Origin of the sequence: Micromonospora sp. MH99, assembly GCF_021442385.1 — a bacterium.
Classification (GTDB): domain Bacteria; phylum Actinomycetota; class Actinomycetes; order Mycobacteriales; family Micromonosporaceae; genus Micromonospora.
This window is the reverse complement of the sequence record NZ_MUZA01000032.1, coordinates 26,204-51,359: the sequence shown is the minus strand read 5'-3', so window position 1 is coordinate 51,359 and position 25,156 is coordinate 26,204. Positions and strand designations below refer to the sequence as shown.

Annotated in this window: 24 protein-coding genes; 5 read left to right on the top strand and 19 right to left on the bottom strand. The window is 70.8% G+C overall.

Features of this window, described 5'->3' with window-relative positions; translation table 11 throughout:
- From B0E54_RS18130 to B0E54_RS18100, 7 genes are all read right to left on the bottom strand, one after another.
- Positions 1-1,356, bottom strand: a complete 1,356-nt coding sequence (locus tag B0E54_RS18130; RefSeq protein ID WP_234585707.1) for an ABC transporter permease — start codon at positions 1,354-1,356, stop codon at positions 1-3.
- The gene (locus B0E54_RS18125) at positions 1,353-3,107 is read right to left on the bottom strand and encodes an ABC transporter ATP-binding protein (RefSeq protein WP_308195376.1); all 1,755 of its coding nucleotides are present in this window, start codon (positions 3,105-3,107) and stop codon (positions 1,353-1,355) included. Before B0E54_RS18125 ends, B0E54_RS18130 begins: the two co-directional genes overlap by 4 nt.
- A gap of 91 nt (positions 3,108-3,198) precedes the next feature.
- A complete protein-coding gene (locus B0E54_RS18120; RefSeq protein ID WP_234585834.1) occupies positions 3,199-4,266 on the bottom strand; it encodes a BMP family protein in 1,068 nt (355 codons plus the stop codon).
- A 278-nt stretch (positions 4,267-4,544) separates the two neighbouring features.
- Complete coding sequence (locus B0E54_RS18115) at positions 4,545-4,892, bottom strand: hypothetical protein (protein ID WP_234585695.1); 348 nt, start codon at positions 4,890-4,892, stop codon at positions 4,545-4,547.
- Between the two features lie 68 nt (positions 4,893-4,960).
- The gene (locus B0E54_RS18110) at positions 4,961-5,872 is read right to left on the bottom strand and encodes a sugar ABC transporter permease (protein ID WP_234585692.1); all 912 of its coding nucleotides are present in this window, start codon (positions 5,870-5,872) and stop codon (positions 4,961-4,963) included.
- A complete protein-coding gene (locus B0E54_RS18105; RefSeq protein ID WP_234585690.1) occupies positions 5,869-7,509 on the bottom strand; it encodes an ABC transporter permease subunit in 1,641 nt (546 codons plus the stop codon). Before B0E54_RS18105 ends, B0E54_RS18110 begins: the two co-directional genes overlap by 4 nt.
- Positions 7,509-8,765, bottom strand: coding sequence for a maltose ABC transporter substrate-binding protein (locus tag B0E54_RS18100; protein WP_234585688.1), 1,257 nt, complete (start codon positions 8,763-8,765; stop codon positions 7,509-7,511). Before B0E54_RS18100 ends, B0E54_RS18105 begins: the two co-directional genes overlap by 1 nt.
- A gap of 197 nt (positions 8,766-8,962) precedes the next feature.
- Here B0E54_RS18100 and B0E54_RS18095 point away from each other — a divergent pair, with 197 nt between their 5' ends.
- The 3 genes from B0E54_RS18095 to B0E54_RS18085 all read left to right on the top strand — a co-directional run bounded on the left by B0E54_RS18095 (position 8,963) and on the right by B0E54_RS18085 (position 12,271).
- A complete protein-coding gene (locus tag B0E54_RS18095; protein WP_234585685.1) occupies positions 8,963-10,009 on the top strand; it encodes a LacI family DNA-binding transcriptional regulator in 1,047 nt (348 codons plus the stop codon).
- A 73-nt stretch (positions 10,010-10,082) separates the two neighbouring features.
- Positions 10,083-11,702, top strand: coding sequence for a glycoside hydrolase family 13 protein (locus B0E54_RS18090; RefSeq protein ID WP_234585682.1), 1,620 nt, complete (start codon positions 10,083-10,085; stop codon positions 11,700-11,702).
- Positions 11,703-11,899: 197 nt separating this feature from the next.
- Positions 11,900-12,271, top strand: a complete 372-nt coding sequence (locus B0E54_RS18085) for a VOC family protein (RefSeq protein WP_234585680.1) — start codon at positions 11,900-11,902, stop codon at positions 12,269-12,271.
- A gap of 9 nt (positions 12,272-12,280) precedes the next feature.
- Here B0E54_RS18085 and B0E54_RS18080 read toward each other — a convergent pair whose 3' ends face one another.
- From B0E54_RS18080 to B0E54_RS18050, 7 genes are all read right to left on the bottom strand, one after another.
- Positions 12,281-12,718 carry a hypothetical protein gene (locus tag B0E54_RS18080; RefSeq protein ID WP_089017805.1) on the bottom strand — a complete coding sequence of 146 codons (438 nt, stop codon included), beginning with the start codon at positions 12,716-12,718 and terminating at the stop codon, positions 12,281-12,283.
- 108 nt (positions 12,719-12,826) lie between these two features.
- A complete protein-coding gene (locus tag B0E54_RS18075) occupies positions 12,827-13,225 on the bottom strand; it encodes a hypothetical protein (RefSeq protein ID WP_234585677.1) in 399 nt (132 codons plus the stop codon).
- A 421-nt stretch (positions 13,226-13,646) separates the two neighbouring features.
- Positions 13,647-14,033, bottom strand: coding sequence for a GntR family transcriptional regulator (locus B0E54_RS18070; protein WP_234585674.1), 387 nt, complete (start codon positions 14,031-14,033; stop codon positions 13,647-13,649).
- Positions 14,033-14,956 (bottom strand): YhjD/YihY/BrkB family envelope integrity protein, encoded by a 924-nt coding sequence (locus B0E54_RS18065; RefSeq protein WP_234585662.1) that lies wholly within the window; start codon positions 14,954-14,956, stop codon positions 14,033-14,035. Before B0E54_RS18065 ends, B0E54_RS18070 begins: the two co-directional genes overlap by 1 nt.
- Positions 14,957-15,035: 79 nt before the next feature.
- The gene (locus B0E54_RS18060) at positions 15,036-15,605 is read right to left on the bottom strand and encodes a 2'-5' RNA ligase family protein (protein ID WP_234585639.1); all 570 of its coding nucleotides are present in this window, start codon (positions 15,603-15,605) and stop codon (positions 15,036-15,038) included.
- A gap of 25 nt (positions 15,606-15,630) precedes the next feature.
- Positions 15,631-16,656 carry a tryptophan--tRNA ligase gene (gene trpS / locus B0E54_RS18055; protein ID WP_234585634.1) on the bottom strand — a complete coding sequence of 342 codons (1,026 nt, stop codon included), beginning with the start codon at positions 16,654-16,656 and terminating at the stop codon, positions 15,631-15,633.
- 33 nt (positions 16,657-16,689) lie between these two features.
- A complete protein-coding gene (locus B0E54_RS18050; RefSeq protein ID WP_234585632.1) occupies positions 16,690-17,730 on the bottom strand; it encodes a hemolysin family protein in 1,041 nt (346 codons plus the stop codon).
- 191 nt (positions 17,731-17,921) lie between these two features.
- Between B0E54_RS18050 and galE the strand changes: the two genes are divergently transcribed.
- Positions 17,922-18,905 (top strand): UDP-glucose 4-epimerase GalE, encoded by a 984-nt coding sequence (gene galE / locus B0E54_RS18045; RefSeq protein WP_308195375.1) that lies wholly within the window; start codon positions 17,922-17,924, stop codon positions 18,903-18,905.
- Entirely contained in the window at positions 18,902-20,071 is a 1,170-nt protein-coding gene (gene galK / locus B0E54_RS18040; RefSeq protein ID WP_234585630.1) for a galactokinase, read from the top strand. Before galE ends, galK begins: the two co-directional genes overlap by 4 nt.
- 301 nt (positions 20,072-20,372) lie before the next feature.
- On the opposite strand, the gene B0E54_RS18035 is transcribed toward galK, so the two are convergent.
- The 5 genes from B0E54_RS18035 to B0E54_RS18015 all read right to left on the bottom strand — a co-directional run bounded on the left by B0E54_RS18035 (position 20,373) and on the right by B0E54_RS18015 (position 25,002).
- On the bottom strand, positions 20,373-21,689 hold the full coding sequence (locus B0E54_RS18035) for a sulfate adenylyltransferase subunit 1 (RefSeq protein ID WP_234585625.1): 1,317 nt from the start codon (positions 21,687-21,689) through the stop codon (positions 20,373-20,375).
- Complete coding sequence (cysD, locus tag B0E54_RS18030) at positions 21,689-22,600, bottom strand: sulfate adenylyltransferase subunit CysD (protein ID WP_234585611.1); 912 nt, start codon at positions 22,598-22,600, stop codon at positions 21,689-21,691. The genes B0E54_RS18035 and cysD overlap by 1 nt, the downstream gene beginning before the upstream one ends.
- 65 nt (positions 22,601-22,665) lie before the next feature.
- Positions 22,666-23,496: an inositol monophosphatase family protein gene (locus tag B0E54_RS18025; RefSeq protein ID WP_234585608.1), complete on the bottom strand. Its 831-nt coding sequence runs from the start codon at positions 23,494-23,496 to the stop codon at positions 22,666-22,668.
- A gap of 135 nt (positions 23,497-23,631) precedes the next feature.
- The gene (pth, locus tag B0E54_RS18020; RefSeq protein WP_234585606.1) at positions 23,632-24,222 is read right to left on the bottom strand and encodes an aminoacyl-tRNA hydrolase; all 591 of its coding nucleotides are present in this window, start codon (positions 24,220-24,222) and stop codon (positions 23,632-23,634) included.
- 90 nt (positions 24,223-24,312) lie between these two features.
- The gene (locus tag B0E54_RS18015) at positions 24,313-25,002 is read right to left on the bottom strand and encodes a 50S ribosomal protein L25/general stress protein Ctc (RefSeq protein ID WP_234585581.1); all 690 of its coding nucleotides are present in this window, start codon (positions 25,000-25,002) and stop codon (positions 24,313-24,315) included.
- Positions 25,003-25,156 lie beyond the last annotated feature (154 nt).

The following is a 25,156-nucleotide window of genomic DNA, read 5'->3' as shown; positions in this document are numbered from 1 at the left end:
TTACCAGCCCTTCGCCAGGCTCGTCTGCAACCGGGCGGCCCGTGCGGCCCGGAGCTGGAAGATCGCCTTCACCAGGGCCGGCGCGGCGATGAAGATGACGATCAGCGCCTGAAGCACGGTCACCAGCTCCAGCGAGATACCGGAGTACGACTGCATCCGGTTGCCTCCGGCCTGAAGCGCGCCGAACAGCAGCGCCGCGAGCAGCACCCCCCACGGCTTCACCCGGCCGAGCAGCGCCACCAGGATGCCGTCGAAGCCGATCTGCGCGACCACCAGCGGGGTCAACGCGCTGGCCGTCGAGCCGAGCACCATGTTCGAGCCGCCCAGGCCGGCCAGGATCCCGGAGAAGACCATGATCAGGATGTACGTCCGGGTGACGCTGATGCCCGCCGTCCGCGCGGCGTCCGGGTTGGCGCCGACCGCGCGCAGCTCGAAGCCGAGTGTCGACCGGTTCAGCAGCCAGGCGACCGCCCAGGTGGCCAGCACGGCGAGCAGGATGCCGGCGTGCACCCGCAGGTTGTCGCCGAGCAGGCGCGGCAGCTGGGCGGAGGTGTCCACCGCCTTGCTGATCGCGTCGGTCCGGGTCGGGTCCTGCACGCCGTTCTGCACGATGAGCCAGGTCAGGAAGTACGTGGCGACGTAGTTGAGCATGATCGTGTTGATCACCTCGTGGGCACCGGCGCGAGCCTTGAGGATGCCCGGGATGAAGCCCCAGATCGCCCCGCCCAGTGCGCCGGCCAGCACCGCCACCAGCAGGTGCAGGCCGGGCGGCAACGGCAGCAGGAAGCCGGCCAGCGCGGCCAGGATCACGCCGATGGTGGCCTGGCCCTGCGCGCCGATGTTGAACAGGCCGCCACGGAAGGCCAGCGCCACCGCCAGGCCGGTGAAGACCAACGGCGCGGCGTACGTCAGCGTCTCGGAGATCGGCGCGAGCACCGCCTGCCAGCCGTTGCTGCCGTTCACCCAGCCGGAGAACGCCTCGGGGTCGAAGATCGAGCCCTTGAACAGGTTCGCGTACGCCTCGCTCACCAGCGTCCAGCTTGAGTTGAGCGCATCGGCGGGACGGGCGGTGATGTAGGTGTAGGTGTGCAGCACGTCCGGGTCGGAGACGATCATCAGCACCGCGCCGACGACGATCGCCAGCACCAGCGACAGCAGGGTCACCGTGAAGGTGTTGGCCGCCCAGAGGTTGTCCAGGAAGAGCCGACCCAGGGACGGCTTCGGCTGCGGCTCGGGTGCCTTCGGCGTGGTGGTCGTGCCGGCCCGCTCGGTGTTGCCGAGCGCGTTCTGCGCCGCCTGCGCCTCGCTCGCCGGCTCCTTGTCCGGGGAACCCGACTGCGGATTGCTGTCGCTCATGCCTCGTCCTCGTTCGCGGAGCCTGCGTCGCTCGCCGGGCTCCCGTCGGCCACGCCGGTCTCGCTGGCGGCGGGAGTCGTGCCGGTCCCGGCGGCAGCGGGGGCCGCGTCGGGCTCGGCCGGGGTGCCGGAGCCGGCAGCGGCGTCCGGGCGGATGCCGGCCATCAGGAGGCCGATCTCCTCGCGGGGGGTGTCCGGACCGACGATGCCGATGATCCGTCCGCGGTACATCACCGCGATCCGGTCGGCCAGCCCGACCACCTCGTCAAGCTCGCTGGAGACCACCATGACGGCCGTGCCGATGTCCCGCTCGTGAATGATCTGGCTGTGGATGAACTCGATCGACCCGACGTCCACGCCACGGGTCGGTTGGGCGGCGATGAAGAGCTTCAGCGGCCGGGACAGCTCCCGGGCCACGATCACCTTCTGCTGGTTACCGCCGGAGAGGGTGCCCACCGCCGCGTCCGCCGATGAGGTGCGGACGTCGAACTGCTCGATCCGCTCGCGGGCCGAGGACGCGATGGCGTCCGGCTTGAGGGCGAGCCCGGCACCGAACGGCGGCCGGTCGTAGATGTCCAGCACCAGGTTCTCGGCGACGCTGAACTCCTTGACCAGGCCGTCCACGCTGCGGTCCTCGGGGACGTAGCCGACGCCGGCGCGGAGCACCTTCTTGGTCTTCCAGCCGTCGATCCGGTCGCCGCTGAGGCTGACCGTGCCGGCGAGCACCGGGCGCAGGCCCATGATCGCCTCGATCAGCTCCGTCTGGCCGTTGCCCTGCACGCCCGCCACGCCGAGCACCTCGCCCGCGCGTACGGTCAGGTCCACGCCGTCGACCGCCCGGATCTGCCGGTCGTCGTCGACGACCAGCCCGGCCACCTCCAGCACCGGCTCGCCCGGGGTGGCCGGCGACTTCTCCACGGTGAGCCGGACGCTGCGGCCGACCATCAGGGCGGCCAGCTCGTCCCGGCTCGTCTCCGGCGAGGCGGTGCCGACGGTCTTTCCGCGCCGGATCACCGTGATCCGGTCGGCGATCGCCTTGACCTCGCCGAGCTTGTGGGTGATGAAGACGATCGACTTGCCGGCCGCCTTCAGCGACCGCATGACCGTCAACAGCTCCTCGGTCTCCTGGGGCGTGAGCACCGCGGTCGGCTCGTCCAGGATGAGCAGGTCGACGTCGCGGGTGAGCGCCTTGACGATCTCCACGCGCTGCTGGATGCCGACCGGCAGATCCTCGATCACCGCATCGGGGTCGACCCGCAGGTTGTAGCGCTCGGACACCTCGGTGACCTCGCGCCGGGCCCGCCGCCGGTCCAGGAAGCCGGCGATGCCGCCCCGGACCTGCTCGGCGCCGAGCATGATGTTCTCGGCCACCGTGAAGACCGGCACCAGCATGAAGTGCTGGTGCACCATGCCGATCCCGGCCGCGATGGCATCGGACGGGCCCTTCAGCTTCAGCGGCGTGCCGTCGACCAGGATCTCGCCCTCGTCGGGCTGGTAGAGCCCGTAGAGCACGTTCATCAGGGTCGACTTGCCCGCGCCGTTCTCGCCGAGCAGGGCGTGAATCTCTCCAGGCTCCACCGTCAGGTCGATGTGGTCGTTGGCGACCAGATCACCGAACCGCTTGGTGATGCCGCGCAGTTCGAGTCTCAGCGCAACCTCCTGGAGTGCGAGCGATGGTGCAGCGTAGCTGCTGGTCGACCGGGCCGGACCAGGCCGGTCACCGTGGCGCGCGATCGGCCGCTCCGGCCCCACGGGTGGTCACCCGCGGGCCGGAGCGGCCGGATCGGTCGTACCTGTACCCCGCCGCTCCTGCGATGATCTCACCGGAGCGGCCGGGCGGTTGTCACTTGGTCGGCTGGGCCTTCGAGGTGACGGTGATGGTGCCGGCGGCGATGTCCGCCTTGATCTTGTCGACCTCGGCCTTCAGCTCGGCCGGAACCTTGCTGTCGAAGTCGTGGTACGGGGCGATCGAGACACCGGTGTTGGCCAGGGTGCCGACGAAGCCCGGGTTGGCCTGCAGCTTCTCGCCACCGGCGGCCTTGACCACGGCCTCCTTGACGGCCTCCGGGATGTTCTTGACCACGGTGGTGATGATCGCGGCGCAGTCCGGGGTGCTCTCGCAGCCGTCGACGTCCACCCAGATGGTGTTGTACTTGCCGCCCGAGGCCTTCGCCGCCGAGGTGGTGCCGAGGCCGGAGCCGCCGGCGACCGGCATGATGATGTCCGCGCCCTGGGCGACCAGCGCGTCGGAGACCTTCTTGCCCTCGTCCTGCTTGGCGAAGTCGTTGGTGAAGGAGCCCTTCTGGGTCTCCTTGTTCCAGCCGAGCGCCTGGACGTTCTTCTTCTTGGTGGTGTTGTAGTACGCCACGCCGTCGACGAAGCCGTCCATGAAGATCGTCACCGGCGGGATCGGCAGACCACCGTAGGTGCCCACCTTGCCGGTCTTGCTCATCCCGGCGGCCAGGTAGCCGGCCTGGAACGCAGCCTGGGCGGTGTCGAACTGCATCGGGTAGACGTTGGCGTCACCCGGGTTGGCGTCGACGATGCCGAACTGCTGGTTCGGGTTCGCCTTGGCGATCTTCGAGGTCGCGTTGGCCATCAGGCCACCGACGGCCAGGATGAAGTCGCACTTCTGGTTGACGTACTGCGTCAGGTTCGGCTCGTAGTCGGCCTCGGCCTTCGACGCGACGTACTTGATGTCGATGTTGTCGTTGGCGGCCTTGGCCTCCTGCAGGCCCTTCCAGGCCGAGGTGTTGAACGACTTGTCGTCGATGCCGCCGACGTCGGTCACCATGCAGGCGCTGAACTTCTTGGCGCCACTGCCGGCGTTCTTGTCATCATCGGGGGCCTCGCCACACGCGGCGGCGCTGAGCACGAGCCCACCTACCGCGAAGATCGAGGCGATCCGCATCCCACGCACCGAGCGCAAGACGTCTCCTTCCCATTGCACACCGCGCCTAGTGCGGTGGCAGCCCATCAGCCGACCTGCGGGTGTGCCGCCGGCTGTCCCACGTTACGGACGGGAGCGTACGCCCGCGCCCACCCACCGGCCGACAATCGTGCACGACTGTTGAGCGCCTGTTACCCGGGTGTAACCCTTGGGTGGGGCAAGTCACTCTTCGTGCTGGTAGTCGAGCATCAAGGCGTCCCGAACGTCCGGTTCGGCGGAGGTCATCCCCTCCCCGGACGCTACCGCCAAAAGACCGCGACCGCCGCGTTGACCAGGGTCAGGCCGACGATCGCGAGGAAGTGGCCACGGTTGACCACGTCCCGCTTCCGCGAGAAGAAGACCATGACAAAGATGAGCAGCGCGATCACCAGCTTCGTCACAAGTTTCGCCGGGTCCGGCTCGTCGTCACCGCCGCCGCGCAGCGGCGCGGAGAGTCCGAGGCCGGTCAGCAACTGGATCACGGCGCCCCAGAGCATGGCGGAGTTGATGCGCAGCTTCCCGCTGACGTACTGGGCGATCGAACCGCCGAGCAGCAGGGCGAAGCCGATCAGATGGACATAGAGGAGAATGAGTCGCAGTGCTTCCACGCCGCCCATCCTCCCCCATCAACGACGGTTCGTAGTAGGGGGTCAGCCGGTCGGCGCGTCGAGGGGGCTCACCCCTTCACCGCGCCGGAGGTCAGGCCGGAGACGATGAAGCGCTGAAGGAACTGGAACACCAGCACTGTCGGGATCGCGGTGAGCAGGGTGCCGGCCGCGAAGATCCCGAAGTTGGTGTTCCGCTCGCCGCCCTGCAGCATGCCCCGCATGCCGACCGCGAGGGTCTTGGCGTCCGTGTCGGTGAGGAAGACGCTCGCCATCAGGAACTCGTTGATGGTGTTGATGAACGCGAGCAGCCCGGTCACCGCGAGGATCGGCGCCACCAACGGCAGCATGATCCGGAAGAAGACCTGTGCGTGCGAGGCGCCGTCCATGGTGGCCGACTCGTCCAGCTCCCGGGGCAGGGTGTCGAAGAAGCCCTTCATCAGCCAGGTGTTCACGCCCAGCGCCCCGCCCAGGTAGAGCAGCAGCAGACCCCACGGGGTGTTGAAGCCGACCGCCGGCCACAGGTCGGTGATCGTGCCGAAGATCAGGAAGATCGCCACGATCGCCAGGAACTGCGGGAACATCTGGATCAACAGCAGCGACAGCAACCCCACCCGTCGCCCCGCAAAGCGCATCCGCGAGAAGGCGTACGCCGCGAGCGCCGAGAGGAACACTGAAGCGAACGACGCGCCCCCCGCGATGAGCAGCGAGTTCAGGAACCAGTTGGCGAAATCGGTGCGGGCGAAGAGGTCCCCGAAGTTCTCGAACGACACCCCGCCGGTCGGCACCAGCTCGGTGGAGGAGAGGGTGCCGAGCGGGTTGAGCGCCGCCGAGACGACAAAGACGAGGGGGAAGAGGCTGAACAGCACGCCGAGCAGACCGACCAGGTGCCGCCAGCCGACCTGCGCAAACCAGCGGTTCCTCCGCCTTCGCGCCGGGCGGTCGACCGCCGTCGGGCGGCTCGTGCCGGTGAGTGTGGTCACGCGTACACCTCCTCCTGTTGCCGGGTCCGCCGGAAGCTGACCGCCGACACCACCGCGACGATGGCGAAGATGAACAGCGAGACCGCCGCGGCGAAGCCGAACTGTGCGGCCTGCCCACCGAACGCCAGCCGGTAGGTGTACGTGATCAGCAGGTCGGTGGCCCCGTTGCTGGGGTTGTCCGCCGGGAACGGCGCACCCTCGGTGGTCAGGTAGATCGCGTTGAAGTTGTTGAAGTTGAACGCGAACGACGAGATCAGCAGCGGCGAGAGCGCGACCAGCAGCAGCGGCAGGGTGACCGCCCGGAACGACTGCCAGGGTGAGGCCCCGTCGACCGAGGTGGCCTCGGTCAGCTCCCGCGGGATGGCCTGGAGCGCGCCGGTGGCCACCAGGAACATGTACGGGTAGCCGAGCCAGAGTTGCACCAGGATCACCGCGGCGCGGGCCGTCCAGTCCTGACCGAACCAGTCGACGCCGAGCCCGAACAGGTTGTTGATCAGCCCGAAGTCGGTGTTGAACATGTCCCGCCAGACCAGCAGCATCGCGAACGACGGCATGGCGTACGGCAGGATCAGCAGCATCCGGTAGAGGTTGGTGCCCCGCATCCGGGGCGAGTGCAGCGCGAGCGCGATGAGCATGCCGAGGATGAACGTGCCGCCGGTGGAGCCGATCGCGAAGGCGAAGTTCCAGACAAGCGTTCCGAGGAAGGGCCCGGAGATCCGCTCGTCGGTGAGCACCCGGGTGAAGTTGGACAGCCCGACGTTCACCTTCCAGCCCTGGGCCAACCGCTCGCCGTCGGTGGCGACGAACGCGCCGGCCTCGCCATCCGCGGTCCAGGTCCGGCCGCTGTCACTGTCCCGGACGCAGTCGCAGCCCGCGTCGTACGCCCGCACGGCCTTGCCCTCGTACGCCCGGGACAGGCCGGACGAGCGCAGCGCGCCGCCGGCGGTCGGCACCACCAGGTCGGTGATGTCCTTGCTGCGCGCGCTGGCCTGGCCGATGGTCAGCACGGTGTAGCCGTCGGCCGCGGTGACCTTTCCGCCGAGGGCGACGGTGACCGCGTCGGGGTCGAGCGGGCGCAGGCCGCCGGTGTCGCCGACGGAGACCGTGTTGGTCTCCGGGTCGGTGATGAGGAAGACCAGGTCGCCGGTGGCGGGGTCGCCGGTGGTGGCGACGGACAGCGGGTACTGGGTGGAACCCGGGACCTGCTTCACCGAGGAGCTCTCGATGGCGACGATCGCGTCGTCCTTGCTGCCCCGGTGGCCGTCGCCGAAGTTGGTGAAGGCCGTGCTCGCGGTGTAGAGCACCGGCACGATCTGGAAGGCGATCAGGAAGAGCGTTCCCGGTACGAGGTACTTCGCCGGGACGTGCCGGCGGCCCGCGTACAGGTAGAACAGCGCGGCGGTGGTCACCACCAGCACCGCCAGCCCGATCCACTGCCCGGCCTCCACGAGCGGGAAGGCCGCCCAGATCGCGATTCCGGCCACCAGGCCGAGCAGGATCACCTTCGCGGCGAGACCGGCCGCGGTGATCGGCGCGTGGTTCCGCGCGGTACGGGACGTGCGCGGGGACCCGCTACCCACGGGCCCCCGGCCCGGGGTCTGCTGGGCAGACTCCGGGCCGGACAGCGGCATACTCATTATTTGATCGAACCGGCGATCGTCTTGCCGGCAGCGGTGACCGTGCTCGTCGGGTCGGCGCCGCCGATGACTGCGGCCTCCGCCTTGCCGAACGGGTCCCAGATCGCGGCCATGGCCGGGATGGCGGGGAGCACCTGGCCGTTCTTACCGGCCTCGATGAACTTCGCCAGGTCCGGGTCGCTGCCCTTGACCTGGTCCAGCGCGGCGGTCAGCGCCGGCGGGCGCGGGTCGGCCTGGTAGAGCGCCACGGCCAGTTCCGGCTTGGCGACGTAGTTGGCGACGAACTCCTGGGCCAGAGCCTTGTTCTTGCCCTTGGCGGCGACGTAGAAGGACTGGACGCCGACGAACGGGGCGGCGGGCTTGCCACCGGCGAAGCCGGGAACGGCGGAGATGTCGTACGTGATGCCGGCCTTCTTGACGTCGGCGGTGGCCCACGGTCCGGAGACCAGGAAGGCGCACTTCTTGCTGGTGAAGGTGGCTGTCGAGTTGGTGTCGGCGATAGAGCGCTTCAGCACGCCCTCGCCCTTCTCGCCGAGCGCGGCGATCTTCTTGAACGCGGCGATCGACTCCGGCTTGCCCACGCCGAGGTCCTTCGGGTCGTAGTCGCCGTTCGCCGTGGTGCCGAAGAGGTAACCGCCGGCCGAGGCGTACAGCGGGTAGATGTGGTAGGCGTCGCCCTTCTGGCCGACCTGCAGGCAGAGCGTCTCGGTGACCTTCTTCTGCGCCTTGAGCTGCTTGCCGGTGGCGACCAGGTCCTCGATCGTCTTCGGCGCCTCGGGGGCCAGGTCGGTGTTGCGGATCAGCGCGAGGTTCTCCTGCGCGTACGGCACGCCGTAGAGCTGGCCGTTGAACGTGACCGCCTTGATGGCGGTCTCGTTGAAGGTGGCCTTCTGCTCGTCGGGCAGCTGCACCGGGTCGATGGCACCGTTCTGGACCAGGTTGCCGATCCAGTCGTGCGCGCCGATCACCACGTCCGGGCCGCCGCCCTGGCTCGACACGGTCACGAAGTTGTTCTGGAGGTCCTCGTTGGGGACGGCCTGCACCTCGACGGTGACGCCGTTCTCCTGGCCGAACTTGTCCGTGAACGGCTTGAGGGCGGCGGTCCGCTTGTCGTCGGCCCAGATCACGAGCTTGCCGCCGGCGGCCTGGGGGGAGGCGCCGGCGCCTGGCTTGTCGCTCTTGTCGTCGCCACCGCAGCCGGAAGCGGCGAGCGCCAGGGTGAAGAGGGCGACCACACCCGCGGTACGGATGCGCATCGGTACTCCTGTCGTCATGGCGGAGCCGCCGGGGGAAGGGCGGTCCGCCAGTGGGAAGTTGAAAGTTTTTGCCAACCGACGCAGCGATGCTGCGCCGCTGCTCGCGTATGTTGCGGGGACGTTAGCAAGACGTTGCAGATAATGGAAGGGCTTGCAGAGCACCCCGCAAGAACTTGCCGGTGGGCTAAAGTGCCGCCATGCGCGCTCGACTGTCCGACATCGCCCAGCAGGCCGAAGTCAGCGAGGCCACGGTGTCGCGGGTGCTCAACGACCGCCCCGGCGTGGCCCCGGAGACCCGACAGGCCGTCCTGACCGCCCTCGACGTCCTCGGCTACGAGCGACCGGCACGACTGCGCAAGCGCAGCGCCGGCCTGGTCGGCCTGGTGGTGCCCGAGTTGGACAACCCGATCTTCCCCGCGTTCGCGCAGGTCATCGAGTCGACGCTGGCGCAGAGCGGGTTCACCCCGGTGCTCTGCACCCAGACCGCCGGCGGCGTGACCGAGGACGAATACGTGGAGATGCTGCTGGACCGGCAGGTCTCCGGGATCGTCTTCGTCTCCGGCCTGCACGCCGACACCGCAGCCAACCACGACCGCTACCGGGCGCTGATCGCCCGGCCGCTGCCGGTCGTGATGATCAACGGGTACGTCCCCGGCATCGGTGCCCCCTTCGTCTCCTGCGACGACCGGGAGGCCGCCGAACTCGCCGTGGCCCACCTCGTCGCGCTCGGGCACCGGCGGATCGGCCTGATCACCGGCCCGGACCGGTTCGTGCCGGTGCAGCGCAAGGTGGCCGGCTGGCGGGCGGCGATGACGCGCCTGGCCGGCGTCGCCGAGGCCGACCTCGGCCCGCTGGCCGAGCTGACGCTGTTCGGTGTGGAGGGTGGCGAGGCGGCGGCCGGCCGCCTGCTCGACCGGGGCGTCACCGGCCTGGTCTGCGGCTCCGACCTGATGGCGCTCGGCGCGGTGCGGGCGGCCCGGCAACGCGGTCTGACCGTTCCGGGCGACCTCTCCGTGGTCGGCTACGACGACTCGCCGCTGATGGCGTTCACCGACCCGCCGCTGACCACCGTGCGGCAGCCAGTCATCGCCATGGCGGTGGCCGCGGTCCGGGCCCTGGTGGACGAGATCAACGGGCACGGCGCCCCGCACTCGGAGTACCTGTTCCGCCCCGAGCTGGTCGCGCGGGGTTCGACAGCTGTCGCCCCGGCCGCCGTGCGGTTTCCTTACGCAAGATCTGCTTGACTCTTGCAGAGGCGGGCGGCATATTGCTCAGACAGCCGCGCCCGAGCCTGAGACAGACGGGGAAACATCACCAATGGCCGTCAGCACCATCACCCCGCCCCGCACCGACGACTGGTGGCGCTCGGCGGTCGTCTACCAGGTCTACGTGCGCAGCTTCGCCGACAGCGACGGTGACGGCGTCGGCGACCTCGCGGGCATCCGGGAGCGGCTGCCGTACCTGCGCGACCTCGGGGTGGACGCGCTCTGGCTGACCCCCTTCTACACCTCCCCCATGGTCGACGGCGGTTACGACGTCGCCGACTACCGGGACGTCGACCCCATGTTCGGCACGCTCGCCGACTTCGACGCGATGATCACCGACGCGCACGCCCTCGGCCTGCGGATCATCGTCGACCTGGTGCCCAACCACACCTCCAGCGCGCACCGCTGGTTCGTCGACGCCCTCGCCGCCGGCCCCGGCTCGCCCGAGCGCGCCCGCTACCACTTCGCCGACGGCCGGGGCGAGCACGGCGACAGGCCCCCCAACGACTGGGAGAGCATCTTCGGCGGCCCGGCCTGGACCCGGATCGCCGACGGCCAGTGGTATCTGCACCTGTTCGACCCGGCCCAACCGGACCTGAACTGGCGCCACCCCGAGGTCCGCGCCGAGTTCGAGGACGTCCTGCGGTTCTGGCTGGACCGGGGCGTGGACGGCTTCCGCGTCGACGTGGCCCACGGCATGATCAAGGCCGAAGGGCTGCCGGACGTCGGCTTCGGCACGGCGACGACCGGGCAGCGCCAGGTCGACCTGCTCGGCCGGGCCCGCCTGCCCTACTTCGACCAGGACGAGGTGCACGAGATCTACCGCGCGTGGCGGCCCATCCTGGACAGCTACCCGGGCGGTCGAATGGCAGTCGCCGAGGCATGGGCCGAGACACCGCAGCGGCTGGCCCGCTACATCGGCCCGGACGAGCTGCACCAGGCGTTCAGCTTCGACTTCCTCGACGCCACCTGGTCGGCCGACTCGTTCCGCAAGGTGATCGACACCGCCCTCGCCGAGGCGACGGTGGTCGGCGCCCCCACCACCTGGGTGCTGTCCAACCACGACAAGCAGCGACACGTCACCCGCTACGGCGACGGCGCCGAGGGTCTGCGCCGGGCCCGCGCCGCCAGCCTGCTGATGCTCGCCCTCCCCGGCAGCGCCTACCTCTACCAGGGCGAGGAGTTGGGCCTGCCCGAGGTTCTCGACCTCCCCGACGAGCTGCGCCAGGACCCGGCGTTCCTGCGGACCGGCGAGAGCCGCGACGGCTGCCGGGTGCCGATTCCGTGGAGCGGTGAGCTGGCGCCGTACGGCTTCGGGCCGGCCGGCAGCGAGCTGAGCTGGCTGCCCGCACCCGCGACCTGGCGTGCCCTGTCGGTCGCCGCGCAGGCCGGTACGCCCGACTCGACGCTGGAGCTGTACCGGGCCGCCCTGCGTATCCGTCACGAACACCCGGCGCTGGCCGTCGACGCCGGCGAGGTCACCTGGCTGCCGGCCGAACCGGGCGTGCTGGCCTTCTCCCGCACCGCGGGCACCACGGCGCTGACCTGCGTCGTCAACCTCAGCGGAGCGCCCGTGGCCATCGACGGGTACGGCGAGCCCATCGTCGCGAGCGCACCGCTCACCGATCACCTGCTGCCCATCGACGCGTCCGCCTGGTTGGAACGGCGCTGAGCGGGTAAGCCCAACTCGACCTGGTCGTCCGTCGTGCCCCGCGCCAACGGGCGACTGGGCTACCGGCCCCTTGTGGTGGGGGGTGAGGTGCACCGGCGTCACGCGGAGTCCGCTCCGCGCGGCGCCGGTGTCCGTGTGCGACAGGTGGTGTGCCTCGTCGCCCCGGTGGGTACCGCCGTCGCGACGGAGGTGACCCCATGGCGGTACGGATGGCGCAGTACACGATCGATGTCGAGAACCTGGACGTGATGGTCGCGTTCTGGTCGGCGGCGCTCGGCTACGAGGTCGAGCAGGGCGACGACGGCAGCGCCAAGCTCTGGCCGCCGGAGGCGCCGTCCGCCGCCGCGCCCACCATCTGGTTGCAGGGCTCCGGCACCGCCAAGCAGGGCAAGAACCGTCTCCACCTCGACCTGGTCGCGGACACCGACCCGCAGGCGGAGGTACGTCGGCTGGTGGGCCTCGGCGCGCGGCACGTCGACGTCGGCCAGACCGGCACCGAGCGGTTCACCGTGCTCGCCGACCCCGAGGGCAACGAGTTCTGCGTGCTGGACGAGCCGCCGACCCGCTGAGCGGTCGCGTCACTTCGCGGTGAGCAGCGCCGCGATCCGGGTGAAGCCCGCACGCACCTCGGCCTCGTCCGGCGGCTCGGCGGGCTCACCGTGGCCCGCCTCGTCGGCCGCCGCGTCCAACTCCTCGTCGATCACGTCCTCGAAGTCTCCGTACAGGTCAGCCCCCTCGACCTGCCGGGCCTCGTCCTCGGCGGCCACCTGGGCGGCGGCGATCTCGCTGCGGATCTCGTCGGCCGACAGCGCCGGCAGCAGCGGCTCGACAACTGCCATCAACTGCTCCTCGGCCACCACCGCCTCGGCCAACGCCAACGCGTGCGGCCGTTCGTACGGCCCGCAGACCACCGGCTCCCACTCGTCGAGGTCGCCCAGCGGCCCGAAGGTGATGATCCACGGCAGGCCGAGCATCGGCGAGTCGGCCGGCAGGTCCAGTGTCATGAGTGCGCCCACGCGCTCATCATGGTCCGCGAACGCGAGCGCCGGTGCGGTTCTGTTCAGTTACCGCCCGTCCGGCGGTCAATGGGGGACCGGTCAGCCGCCGACCGAGGTGTCGCCCGGTCAACGCGCGAACAGGTTGAGCGCGAAGTTCTCGTCGGAGTTGTGGTTGGCGAGTAGCTCGTACCCGGAGGTCCGCCGGAACTCGTACGTCGGAGCGGAAAAGTCGACGCCGATCAGCCAGTTGAGCACCGCCCTGCGTTCCTTCGCCCCGAGGGCCGGGCCGATGCACCCGTCGACAAGCGTCTGCAACAACTGCCGCTGCACGCCATCGCGCAGTTTGACCATGCAGAGGACCTGGGCCACCTCGTTCTTGCGGTCCTTCGAGGGCTGACCGACCGCGGCCGACAACTGGCCCTGCTTACCGGGCAGGGTCACCCGGATGATGTGCAGCGCGCCGTCCACCTTGACCGGGACGGGCCACCGCCCGGCCCAGGCGTCCATGACCGTGCTCGGTGTCATGCCGGGGAACACCGCCATCGGGCCGGAGCGAGTAGGCGAGCTGGACGGGTACTCCCCCGGCTCCCCTCGCGTTCCCTGCTGAGTGGCGGACCGCTGCGGGGGCTTGCCCCTGTCGCGCACCACCGACACAGCCGCGAGCCCGGCCAGCACCAGCGCCACGGCAGGCACCGCCAGCAGGAGCCATCGTTTCGACGTCGCTCCACGACCCGCCGGAGGTGATCCGGCTTCCCGCTCGGTCCCACTCACATCGTGCTCCCCGTGTCACGGCTGATCGGCGGTGGCGCCACCCACCGCTGGCCGCCTCGCAGGGTACGCACGGCCGCAACACCGGTCAATGTCACACATTCATCGGCACCCCTGGAGCCGGTGGCTCGTGCAACCAGAGCAATAGCCACGGGAAACGTTCACCGATCTGCGCGGCTCAGTCGTGCCGGGTGGCGTCGAGGGCGGCGCGGACGAGAGCGACAGCACGCTCCGGGGGTACGCCCAACCGCCGTGCCTCGGCGGCGTACTCGACGGCGGCGCGGTGCAGCCGGTCGACGGCGTCGTCGCGGCCGGGTGCGACGAACGTGCCGTTGCGCCCCCGGGTCTCCAGCAGCCCCGCCACCTCCAGCTCCCGGTACGCCCGCGCCACCGTGTTCGCGGCCAGCCGCAGGTCGGCGGCGAGCTGCCGGACGGTGGGCAGGCGGCTGCCCACCGGCAACCGGCCGTCACCGATCAACTCGGCGAGCTGCACCCGCACCTGCTCGTACGGGGGCACCGGCGAGTCGGAGTCGACAGTGATCAGCACGTCAGGCACCTCCGCCATCAGCTCGCACCCCCCGGCGCACCGGGATCGGTGTCCTCGTCGGGATCCACCGGCGGGGCACCCTCCGCCAGATCCACCACCCGCCCGCTCGTGCTGGTCGCGAGCAGCGCCGCCCCGAACAGCACCAGCTGGTTGAGCAGGTAGAGATAGAGCAGCAGACCGACCGCGCCGGCCACCACCGTGTACGCCGGGTTCCGCTCGGTACGCACGACGTAGTACCGCCCGACCGTGTTGAGCAGGGTGATGCCGATCGCCACCAGCAGCACCACCGGGCGCAGCCGGGACCGGCTCATCCGCAGCCGGGGCACCGCGAGCAGCAGCGCGGTGGCGAGCACCGCGTTGACCAGCACACTGAGCACCGCGCTGACCGTGGTCAGACCGACCGACCCGGTGCTGCGCAGCAGGAAGCGCAGCAGCGACTCCAGCGCGTCCACCGCCGCCACCGAGAGGCCGAGCAGCACGAAGACGCCGATCATCACCCCCAGGTCGACAAGCCGCCGGACCACGAGGTTGCCGGGCTGCTGGTTGAGGGCGTACATGAGGCGCTGCGAGGAGCGGATCGCCTCCACCCAGCCGATCCCGGTGAAGACCAGGATGACCAGGCCGACCACGCCGACAGTGCCGCTGGAGTTGGCGATCTGCTGCGCGTCCAGGAACGGCAGGTTCTCCTTCAGGAACCCGGCCGCCGCCGCGGAGACCTCGTCGTTGTCCTCCAGGATGGCGCCGAAGATGGAGTACGCGACCAGAGCCAGCGCGAAGACGGCGAAGAAGCCGTAGTAGGCGATCGCCGCGGCGAGCCGCCCGGCCAGCACCTCGGCGTAGAGCGCACCGGCCCGCCACACGTGGTCGAACAGGTTCGACCGACTGCGCGCGGCACCCACCCAGCGGTCGATGCCCGCCTCGATACGGCCGATCACGTTCACGCGATCATCCTCGCCGATCTCCCACCGCCGCCGTGGCAACCGGCGCAAGAGTGCTCGCCGCCCGGCGGGTCGCCGACCGTCAGTCGCCGAGGCGGAAGTCCCGGCGGGGCTGCCACCGGGCCTGCCCGCTGTGCGAGAAGAGGGTGAACCCGTCGACCTCGAACATCGCGGAGAAGTCGGCCAGATCCTCGTACACCTTGTCCAACGCCTCCGGTGCGACGTCCTGCGCCACGGTGACGTGCGGATGGTACGGGAAGCGGGTCTGGCGGTGCAGGCCCGGCGCGGTAGCGATCGCGGCGGCCAGCAGTTCGCATTCGCTGATCCCGGCGGCCACCGCGACGAACACCACCTGCGTCACCGGCCGGAACGTGCCGGTGCCCCGCAGGTGCAGCGTGAACGGCAGATGCGCGGCGGCCACGGCGGCGAGGTGCCGCTCGACGCCCGGCAGGACGGCGGTCGGGATCTCGGTCGGACCGAGCAGCGTCACGTGTGCCGGCACCGCGAGGGGATCGCCCGCCTCGACCCGTCGCCGGGTGAGCTGTGCCCCCCACGGCTCCGGGATGTCCACCGCTATGCCGATCTGGACGGTGTCGCCGGAGGGCGGCACCCCGCCACTGCGATCCACGCTCCGCGCCGCCACGTCGGCCACCGACCCGCCCACCTGTCCCGCAGCGCTATTCGCCGCGCACCGGCGGGAAGAAACCGATCCGCTCGTACGCGGACCGCAGGGTCGTGCCGGCCACCGACCGGGCCTTCTCCGCGCCGGCGGCGAGCAGCTTGTCCAGCTGCGCCGGGTCGTCGAGGTAGGTGCGCGTGCGCTCCTGGATGGGGCGGACGAACTCCGCCACGACCTCGGCCAGCTCCTTCTTCAGGTCTCCGTAGCCGCGGCCGGCGAACGCTGCCACCAGCTCGTCGATGCCCCGCCCGCTGAGCGCCGAGTAGATGGTCAGCAGGTTGGACACGCCCGGCTTGGTCTCGGCGTCGAAGACGATCTCCCGGCCGGTGTCGGTCACCGCGGAGCGGATCTTCTTCGCCGACCGGGCCGGATCGTCCAGCAGGTCGATGATGCCGGCCGGCGAGGACGACGACTTGGACATCTTCGCCGTCGGGTCCTGCAGGTCGGTGATCTTGGCGGTGTCCTTGACGATGTGCGGCGCGGGCACCGTGAACGTCGCGCCGAACAGCGAGTTGAACCGCTGGGCCAGGTCACGGGAGAGCTCCAGGTGCTGACGCTGGTCCTCGCCGACCGGCACCGCGTTGGCCTGGTAGAGCAGGATGTCGGCGGCCTGCAGAACGGGGTAGGTGAAGAGCCCGACGCTGGCCCGCTCGTTGCCCTGCTTCTGCGACTTGTCCTTGAACTGGGTCATCCGGCTGGCCTCGCCGAAGCCGGTGATGCAGCCGAGCACCCAGGCCAGCTGCGGATGCTCGGGCACCTGCGACTGCACGAACAGGGTGCTGCGCTCCGGGTCGAGACCGACCGCGAAGAGCTGGGCCGCCGCCACCCTGGTCCGCTGGCGCAGCAGCGCCGGATCGTGACCGGCGGTGATGGCGTGCAGGTCCACCACGCAGTAGAACGCGTCGTGGGTGTCCTGCAGGGCCACCCAGTGCCGCACGGCTCCCAGGTAGTTGCCGAGGTGGAACGAGTCGGCCGTCGGCTGGATGCCGGAGAAGACGCGGGGTCGCTCGGAAACGTCGGGCATGGCGATAATTCTGTCAGCAAGCGGGCGGGGCCGTCATGACGGGCCGGCGCGTCGGCCACGGCCGGCCGGTGTCGGGGCGCTGACCTCGCGTGGCAAGCCCGCGCGCCGCTGCTCCGGCACGCGGAGCGCCGACACCGCGAGCCGGGCGACCCGGCGGCCGTCCAGGGCCAGCACCCGCAGCAGCCACCCGTCCGCCGGGTCCACCGGATCGGGACCGCCGTCGTCGGGCGGCTCGGCGGGTACGGGCACCTCGTCCCCGGGCAGCGGCAGCCGGCCCAGCACCGCCATCACGTACCCGCCGACCGTCTCGTACGGTCCGGCGGGCAGCGCCACGCCGGTCCGCTCGGCGAAGTCGGCGAGGTTGAGCCGGCCGTCGACCACCGCCGGTAGGCCGGCGTACGGCGGGTCGGGGTTCGTGTCGTACTCGTCGTGGATCTCGCCGACGAGTTCCTCGATCAGGTCCTCCAGGGTGACGATGCCGGCGGTCCCGCCGTACTCGTCGATCACGACAGCCAGGTGGTGACCCTCCCGGCGCATCTCGGTAAGCGCGGCCAGGACCGGCTTGCTGCCCGGCACCTGCTTGACCTCACGGGTCAGCTCACCGACCGTGACGCACGGGTCGGCGTCCGGACGCAGCAGGACGTCCCGCAGGTGCACGAACCCGACCACGTCGTCCTGGGTCCCGTCGGTCACCGGGTAACGGGTGTGCGTCTCGGCCCGCACCAACCGGGCGGCCTCGGCGATGGTCAGCCGGGCCGGCAGGAAGACCACCTCGGTGCGGGGCATCATCACCTCGCGGACGAGACGCGCGCCGGCCACCAGCACCTCGTCGATGATCCGCCGCTCGTCCGGGTCGAGCACCGTGTTCACCGCGAGCAGGTCCCGTAGCTCGGCCTCGGAGATGCGTTCCCGCCCGGCCGCCGGGCCGGCCCCGAGCAGGTCGGTGACGAGGCGGGTGGCGCCGTCGGCGGTGCGGACCAGGATCCGGGCGAGGGCTCGGGCGAGCGGGCCGGGGTCGCGGCGGGGCTTCCCCCGCACGCGTCGCCGGAGCCCGGAACGGGCCGCTTCCCGCATGACAGAGATGGTAGACACCGGGTGCCCGCCGCACCGGGGATCGCGCCGAGTCGCCGGCGATGTGCGGCTCTGTTTAAACGTGAGAGATTATGATGGAATGGGTTGGCGGCGTGCTCGACTCCGGTCCCATCCGCCGCCGTAGGGTGATCACCAAAGGCCACGTCCCGGCGGGCCAGGCAGGAGGCAACGACGTGAAACTGCTCGTCACCGGGGGCGCCGGGTTCATCGGCAGCGTGGTGACCCGGATGCTGCTCGACGCGGGCCACCAGGTCGTCGTCCTGGACGACCTGCGCACCGGTCACCGCGAGGCGCTCGCTCCCGACGCGACCCACGTCGAGGCGTCCATTCACGACGCCGCCCAGATCCTCACCCCCGACGCCGGCTTCGACGGTGTGCTGCACTTCGCCGCCCTCATCGCCGCCGGCGAGTCGATGGTGAAGCCGGAGCTGTACTGGCAGACCAACACCGTCGGCTCGCTCGCCCTGATCGACGCCGTCCGCGCCGCCGGGGTGCCCCGGATGGTCTTCTCCTCCACCGCCGCCGTCTACGGCAACCCCACCGAACTGCCGATCACCGAGACCGCGGTCAAGGCGCCCACCAACACGTACGGCGCCACCAAGCTCGCCGTCGACCTGGCGCTCACCTCCGAGGCCATCGCGCACGGGCTGGCAGCCGTCTCACTGCGCTACTTCAACGTCGCCGGCGCGCACCTCACCGGTGACATCGCGCTCGGCGAGCGGCACGACCCGGAGACGCACCTCATCCCGATCGCCCTGGAGGTCGCCGCCGGCCGGCGGGAGAAGCTCCAGCTCTTCGGTGACGACTACCCCACTGTGGACGGCACCTGCGTCCGCGACTACATCCACGTCGCCGACCTGGCCCGCGCCCACCTGTTGGCGCTGGACGCCGCCACGCCGGGCCAGCACCGCATCTACAACCTCGGCAACGGCAACGGCTTCACCAACCGGCAGGTGGTCGACGTGGTCCGCGAGGTCACCGGGCACCAACTGCCGGTCGAGGTGGCGCCGCGCCGCGAGGGCGACCCCGCCGAGCTGGTCGCCTCCTCCGCGCTGGCCCGGGACGAGCTGGGCTGGGTGCCGCAGAAGCCCACCCTGCACGACATGGTCGGCGACGCCTGGGCCTTCTACCGCACGCACGTCCTGGAGCAGTCATGAGCACCCCCACCGGTGACGTCGTCGAGCGGGCCGCCGCCGGCTTCACCGACCAGTACGGCGGTCAGGCCACCGGCCTCTGGGCCGCGCCCGGCCGGGTCAACCTGATCGGCGAGCACACCGACTACAACGACGGGTTCGTGCTGCCCTTCGCGCTGCCACTGCGTACCGTGGTCGCCGCCGACCGACAGGACGACGAGCGCTGGACGGTCTGGTCCGAGCTGTCCGACGAGACGATCACCTTCGGCGCGGATGACGTGGCCGAGCCCGGTCGGGTGACCGGCTGGGGCGCGTACGTGGCCGGGGTCGTCTGGGCGCTGCGCGACGCCGGCCACGCGGTGCCCGGCGCCCGGCTGGCGATCGCCTCCGACGTACCGCTGGGTTCCGGGCTCTCCTCGTCGGCCGCGCTGGAGTCGTCGGTGCTCGCCGCCCTGCTCGACCTCGGCGGGCTGGACCTGTCCCCCGAGCGGCAGCCGCGGCTGGCGCAGCGGGCGGAGAACGTCTACGTGGGTGCACCGACCGGCATCATGGACCAGTCCGCGGTGATCCGCTGCCGCGAAGGGCACGCGCTCTTCCTCGACTGCCGCGACGAGTCCGTCGAGCACATCCCGTTCGACCTGGACGCCGCCGGGCTGGCCGTGCTGGTCATCGACAGCCGCGCACCGCACCGGCACGCCGACGGGGAGTACGCCGCCCGCCGCCGGTCCTGCGAGGCGGCCGCCAAGGCGCTCGGCGTCGCCGCGCTGCGTGACGTGGCAGTCGATCAGCTCGACGGCGCGTTGGCCCGCCTCGACGACGAGGAGACCCGACGGCGCGTCCGGCACGTGGTCACCGAGGACCAGCGTGTGCTGGACACGGTGGCGCTGCTGCGCGCCGGCCGGGTCCGGGACATCGGCCCGCTGCTCACCGCCTCGCACGTCTCCATGCGCGACGACTTCGAGATCACCGTGCCGGAGATCGACACGGCGGTCGAGGCAGCCCTGTCGGCCGGCGCGCTCGGTGCCCGGATGACCGGCGGCGGGTTCGGCGGCTGCGTCCTCGCCCTGGTGGACACCGACCGCGTCGAGGCGGTGGCGGCAGCCGTCACGGCCGCGTACGCCGAACGCGCCTTCACCGCCCCCACCACGATCCCGGTCCTCCCCGCCCCCGGCGCAACCCGCCTGCCCTGACCCACCCCCGCCCACCCCCGCCCGCACCCCCGCCCGCGCACCTCCGCGTTGATCAAGAGGTTTGCGTCAGAATCCGGGCTCGGACTGACGCAAACCTCTTGATCAACGGTCGAGGCGGCGGGCGGCGGGCGGCGGGCGGCCGGTGGCCGGTGGCGGGTGGCGGGCGGCGGGGCCGGCGGGGCCGGCGCCTCTGGAGGCCGGGGAGATCGTGCTTGTTCATGGAAGTAGTGGCCTCGCCCGACGGGCGAGGCCACTACTTCGTGGATCGGGTGCGATCTTGTTGGCGCGGGGCGCGGGGGGGTTAGCTGGCTTCGACGATCATGGCGGCGCCGACCGTGCGGTTGGTGGCCTCGTCGATGATGACGAAGCCGCCGGTGGTGCGGTTACGGCGGTACTCGTCGGCCAGCAGCGGCACCGTCGTGCGCAACCGCACCCGGCCGATCTCGTTGAGTCGCAGCTCGTCGGCCGACTCGTCGCGGTGCAGCGAGTTGATGTCCAACCGGTAGTGCAGCCCCCGCACGATCGCCCGGGCCGACCGGGTGGTGTGCTTGATCGCGTACCGGCCGCCGACCCGGAGCGGGCTGGTCTCGTCCATCCAGCAGACCATCGCCTCGATGTCCTGGGCCACCGCCGGCGCGTTGTTCGGCCGGCAGATCATGTCGCCCCGGGAAATGTCGATCTCGTCGGCCAGCCGTACCGTCACCGACATCGGCGGGAACGCCTCCGCGACCGGCCCGTCGGCGGTCTCCACAGCGGCGATCCGGCTGGTGAAGCCGGACGGCAGCACCATCACCTCGTCCCCCGGCTTCAGCACACCGGAGGCGACCTGACCCGCGTAGCCCCGGTAGTCGGTGACGGTCGTGGACTGGGGGCGGATCACGTACTGCACGGGGAACCGGACGTCGACCAGGTTGCGGTCGCTGGCGATGTGCACCCGCTCCAGGTGGTGCAGCAGCGACGGACCCTCGTACCACGGCATGTTCTCCGACCGGGCGACGATGTTGTCGCCGCGCAGTGCCGAGATCGGCACCACTGTCAGGTCGGGTACGTCGAGCTTCGCGGCGAACGCGGTGAACTCGTCGGCGATCCGCTCGTAGACCTCCTGCGACCAGTCGACCAGGTCCATCTTGTTGACGCAGAGGACCAGGTGCGGCACCCGCAGCAGCGAGCAGAGGAACGCGTGCCGGCGGGACTGCTCGACGAGGCCCTTGCGCGCGTCCACCAGGATCAGCGCCAGGTCGGCCGTCGAGGCCCCGGTGACCATGTTGCGGGTGTACTGGATGTGCCCGGGCGTGTCCGCGATGATGAACTTGCGGCGGGGCGTGGCGAAGTACCGGTACGCCACGTCGATGGTGATGCCCTGCTCGCGCTCGGCGCGCAGGCCGTCGGTGAGCAGCGCCAGGTTGGTGTACTCGTCGCCACGGGCCGCGCTGACCGCCTCCACCGCCTCCAGCTGGTCGGTGAAGAGCGACTTGGTGTCGTAGAGCAGCCGGCCGATCAGTGTCGACTTGCCGTCGTCCACGCTGCCGGCGGTGGCGAACCGCAGCAGGTCCATCGGCCGCACCTCACCGGTGGCCTCGGTGCCGGCGGCGGCCGGGGCCACGATCTCGGTGGTCATCAGAAGTACCCCTCCCGCTTGCGGTCCTCCATGGCGGCCTCGCTGACCCGGTCGTCACCACGGGTCGCGCCCCGCTCGGTGATCCGCGTGGCCGCCACCTCCTCGATGACCTTCTCCACCCTGTCCGCGTCCGAGCGGACCGCAGCGGTGCAGGAGGCGTCGCCGACGGTGCGGTAGCGCACCTGCGCCTTGAACCGTTCCTCACCCGCGCGGGGACGGAAGAACTCGTTGACCGCGTAGAACATGCCGTCCCGCTCGATCACCTCGCGCTCGTGCGCGTAGTAGATCGACGGCAGCGGGATGCGCTCGGAGGCGATGTAGTGCCACACGTCCAGCTCGGTCCAGTTGGACAGCGGGAAGACCCGGATCGACTCGCCCGGGTGGTGCCGGCCGTTGTAGAGCGACCACAGCTCCGGGCGCTGGTTCTTGGGATCCCACTGGCCGAACTCGTCGCGGAAGCTGAACACCCGCTCCTTGGCCCGCGCCTTCTCCTCGTCGCGGCGGGCGCCGCCGAACAGCGCGTCGAAGCGGTGCTTCTCGACCGCGTCCAGCAGCACCGGCGTCTGGATCCGGTTGCGCATCCCGTCGCCCGACTCGCGGACCAGCCCGCTGGCCAGGGCCTCCGGCACGCTCGCCACCACGAGTTGCAACCCCAGCTCGGCGACCCGCTGGTCGCGGTATTCGAGCACCTCGGGGAAGTTGTGCCCGGTGTCGACGTGCATGACGGGGAAGGGAATGTTGGCCGGAGCGAACGCCTTCTGCGCCAACCGCAGCATGACGATCGAGTCCTTGCCGCCGGAGAAGAGCAGCACCGGGCGTTCCATCTCGGCGACAACCTCGCGCATCACGAAGATGCTCTCCGCCTCGAGGGCGTCCAGGTGGGAGACCCGGTAGGCCGCGGGGGACGTCATGACACTCGCTCGCTCATCCGATTTCCAGACCTTTCCGGTCGGACATGTCAAGAAGTGCGCTCAGGCTACCCGGAATGCCTCTGCAGCGCTGCAAGCAACCGGTTGGCGAGATCCTTGCGACAGACCAGCAGGTCCGGCAGGCGCGGATCCGCCTCGTTGTATCGAAGCGCAGAACCGTCGATCCGGGAAGCGTGTAGTCCGGTGGCCGTCGCCACAGCAACCGGGGCGGCCGAGTCCCACTCGTACTGCCCACCCGCATGGATGTACGCGTCCACCTCGCCGGTCACCACCGCGGCGATCTTCGCACCGGCCGAACCCATCGGCACCAGGTGCGCGCCGACGTCCTCGGCCAGGTCGGTGAGGAACACCGGCGGTCGGCTCCGGCTCGCCGCCAGGCGGATCTTGCGCTCACCGGCCGTCGCCGCCTCGACAGTCATCGGCGGGTACGCGGGCGGGTAGTCGGTGCCCAGCACCCGGTGCTGCGCCGGCAACCCGACGGCCCCGGCGACCAGCCCGTGCGGGCTCGGCGCGCTCCGCGCCCAGAGCGCGACGTGCACCGCCCAGTCCGAGCGGCCCTCCTCGGCGAACTCCCGGGTGCCGTCCAACGGATCGATGATCCACACGCGGTCCGCGTTCAGCCGGGACACCGCGCCGGTGTTCACCTCGGCCGCCCAGGCCAACCGCGAGCCCTCGTCCTCCTCGGAGAGCACCGCGTCGCCCGGCCGCCACCGCGCCAACTCCGTGCGGATCAGGTCGTGCGACACCTTGTCCCCGGCCGACTTCAGCGCGCCCGTGTCCGCGAAGCCCAACTCCGTCCGCAGGTCGAGCAGCGCCTGACCGGCCCGCGAGGCCAACCACCGGGCGAACGCCCCGTCGATCATCGGAGGACTGCCCATCTGCCCGCTCCCGTCGCCTCGCCGCGGCCCGTGCCCGCACGCACCGATCGGCCGCGACCCGCGTCGCCGGTCACGGCACGCCGAAAGGCGCAGACTACCGGCCAACCGTTTCCGATCCGGTACGCCCCGCCCGGCTCAACCGCCGTGATACAGGTTCTGGGTCGGCTCCACGCCCTTGACGATCACCGACTCCACCACGTCAGCGGCCCTGTCCACCAGGAAATCGAGCTCCTTGCGTTCCGCCGCGCCGAAATCCGACAGCACGTAGTCCGCCGGATCCTGCCGCCCCGGCGGCCGACCCACGCCGAACCGCACCCGGACGTAGTCCTTGGTGCCCAACGACTTGGACATCGACCGCAGGCCGTTGTGCCCGCCCTCGCCGCCGCCACACTTGATCCGCACCTGGCCGAAGCCGATGTCCAGCTCGTCGTGCACCGCGATCACCTGCGCCGGGGGCACCTTGTAGAACTGCGACAGCGCCGCGACCGGCCCACCGGACAGGTTCATGTACGTCAGTGGCTTCACCAGCACCAGCTTCGGACCGCCGAACCCCAGCCGCCCTTCCGCGACCTCGGCCACCGCCCGCTTGTGCCTACCGAACCGCGCGCCCAACCGCCCCGCCAGCAGCTCCGCCACCATGAACCCGACGTTGTGCCGGTTCCCGGCGTACTCCCGGCCCGGATTGCCCAGGCCGACAACCAGCCACGGCCCCGCCTCGTCCGTCACGACCCGCCCCTCCCGCCGTCTTCACCGACTCCCGATACGCTGGCAGGCGCCCCCGAAAATCGGGGACGCCTGCCGCACGGTACGAACCGATCAGGCCTCGGTACGAGCCTCGGTGTTCTCGGCGCCCTCGGCGGTGTCCGCGCCCTCGGAGCCCTCGGTGACCTCGCCGGTCTCGGCCTCGGCCTCCTCGGTGGCCTCCTCGACCTCGGGCAGCGTCGCCTCGAGCTGCTCGGCGGTCGGCGCGGCGGTCACCGCGGCGACCGGCAGCGTCGGGTCGACGGCCAGCTCGACACCGTTGGGCAGCTGGACGTCGCCGGCGGTCACCGAGGACCCGGCCTCCAGGCCCTCGATCGACGCCTCGAGGTGGTCCGGCACCTTGGTGGCGTCGGCGGTCACCGAGAGGGTGTCGTGGTCGTGCACGATCAGGGTGTCCCGCGCGGCCTCGCCGGTCAGCTGGACCGGCACCTCGACGGTGACCTTCTCGCCCCGGCGGACCAGGATGAGGTCCACGTGCTCGAAGGTGTCCCGGATCGGGTCACGCTGGATCGCCTTCGGCAGCGCCAGCACCTGGGTGCCGTCGGTGATGTCGATCGCGAAGAGCTGGTTGGCACCACCCTTGCGGATCGCGGCGGCGAACTCCCGCGACGGCAGCGCGATGTGCTTGGGCTTCTCGCCGTGGCCGTACAGCACGGCGGGCACCTTGCCGGCCCGGCGGGTACGGCGGGCACCACCCTTGCCGAACTCGGTACGGGGCTCGGCGCTGATCTTTACCTCGGACACGGGGAAACTCCTGATGCTTTTCGCTGCGGCGGCTTGTCGTCTTGCGGTGCTGGGGCGAGGGGCTCGCTGGGGCTCATGCGTCATGAACGACTGCCCGGAGCACCGCGTCGATGACGGTGCCTCCGTGCGGCGCTTTTCAGCGGCCCGCCGGGCA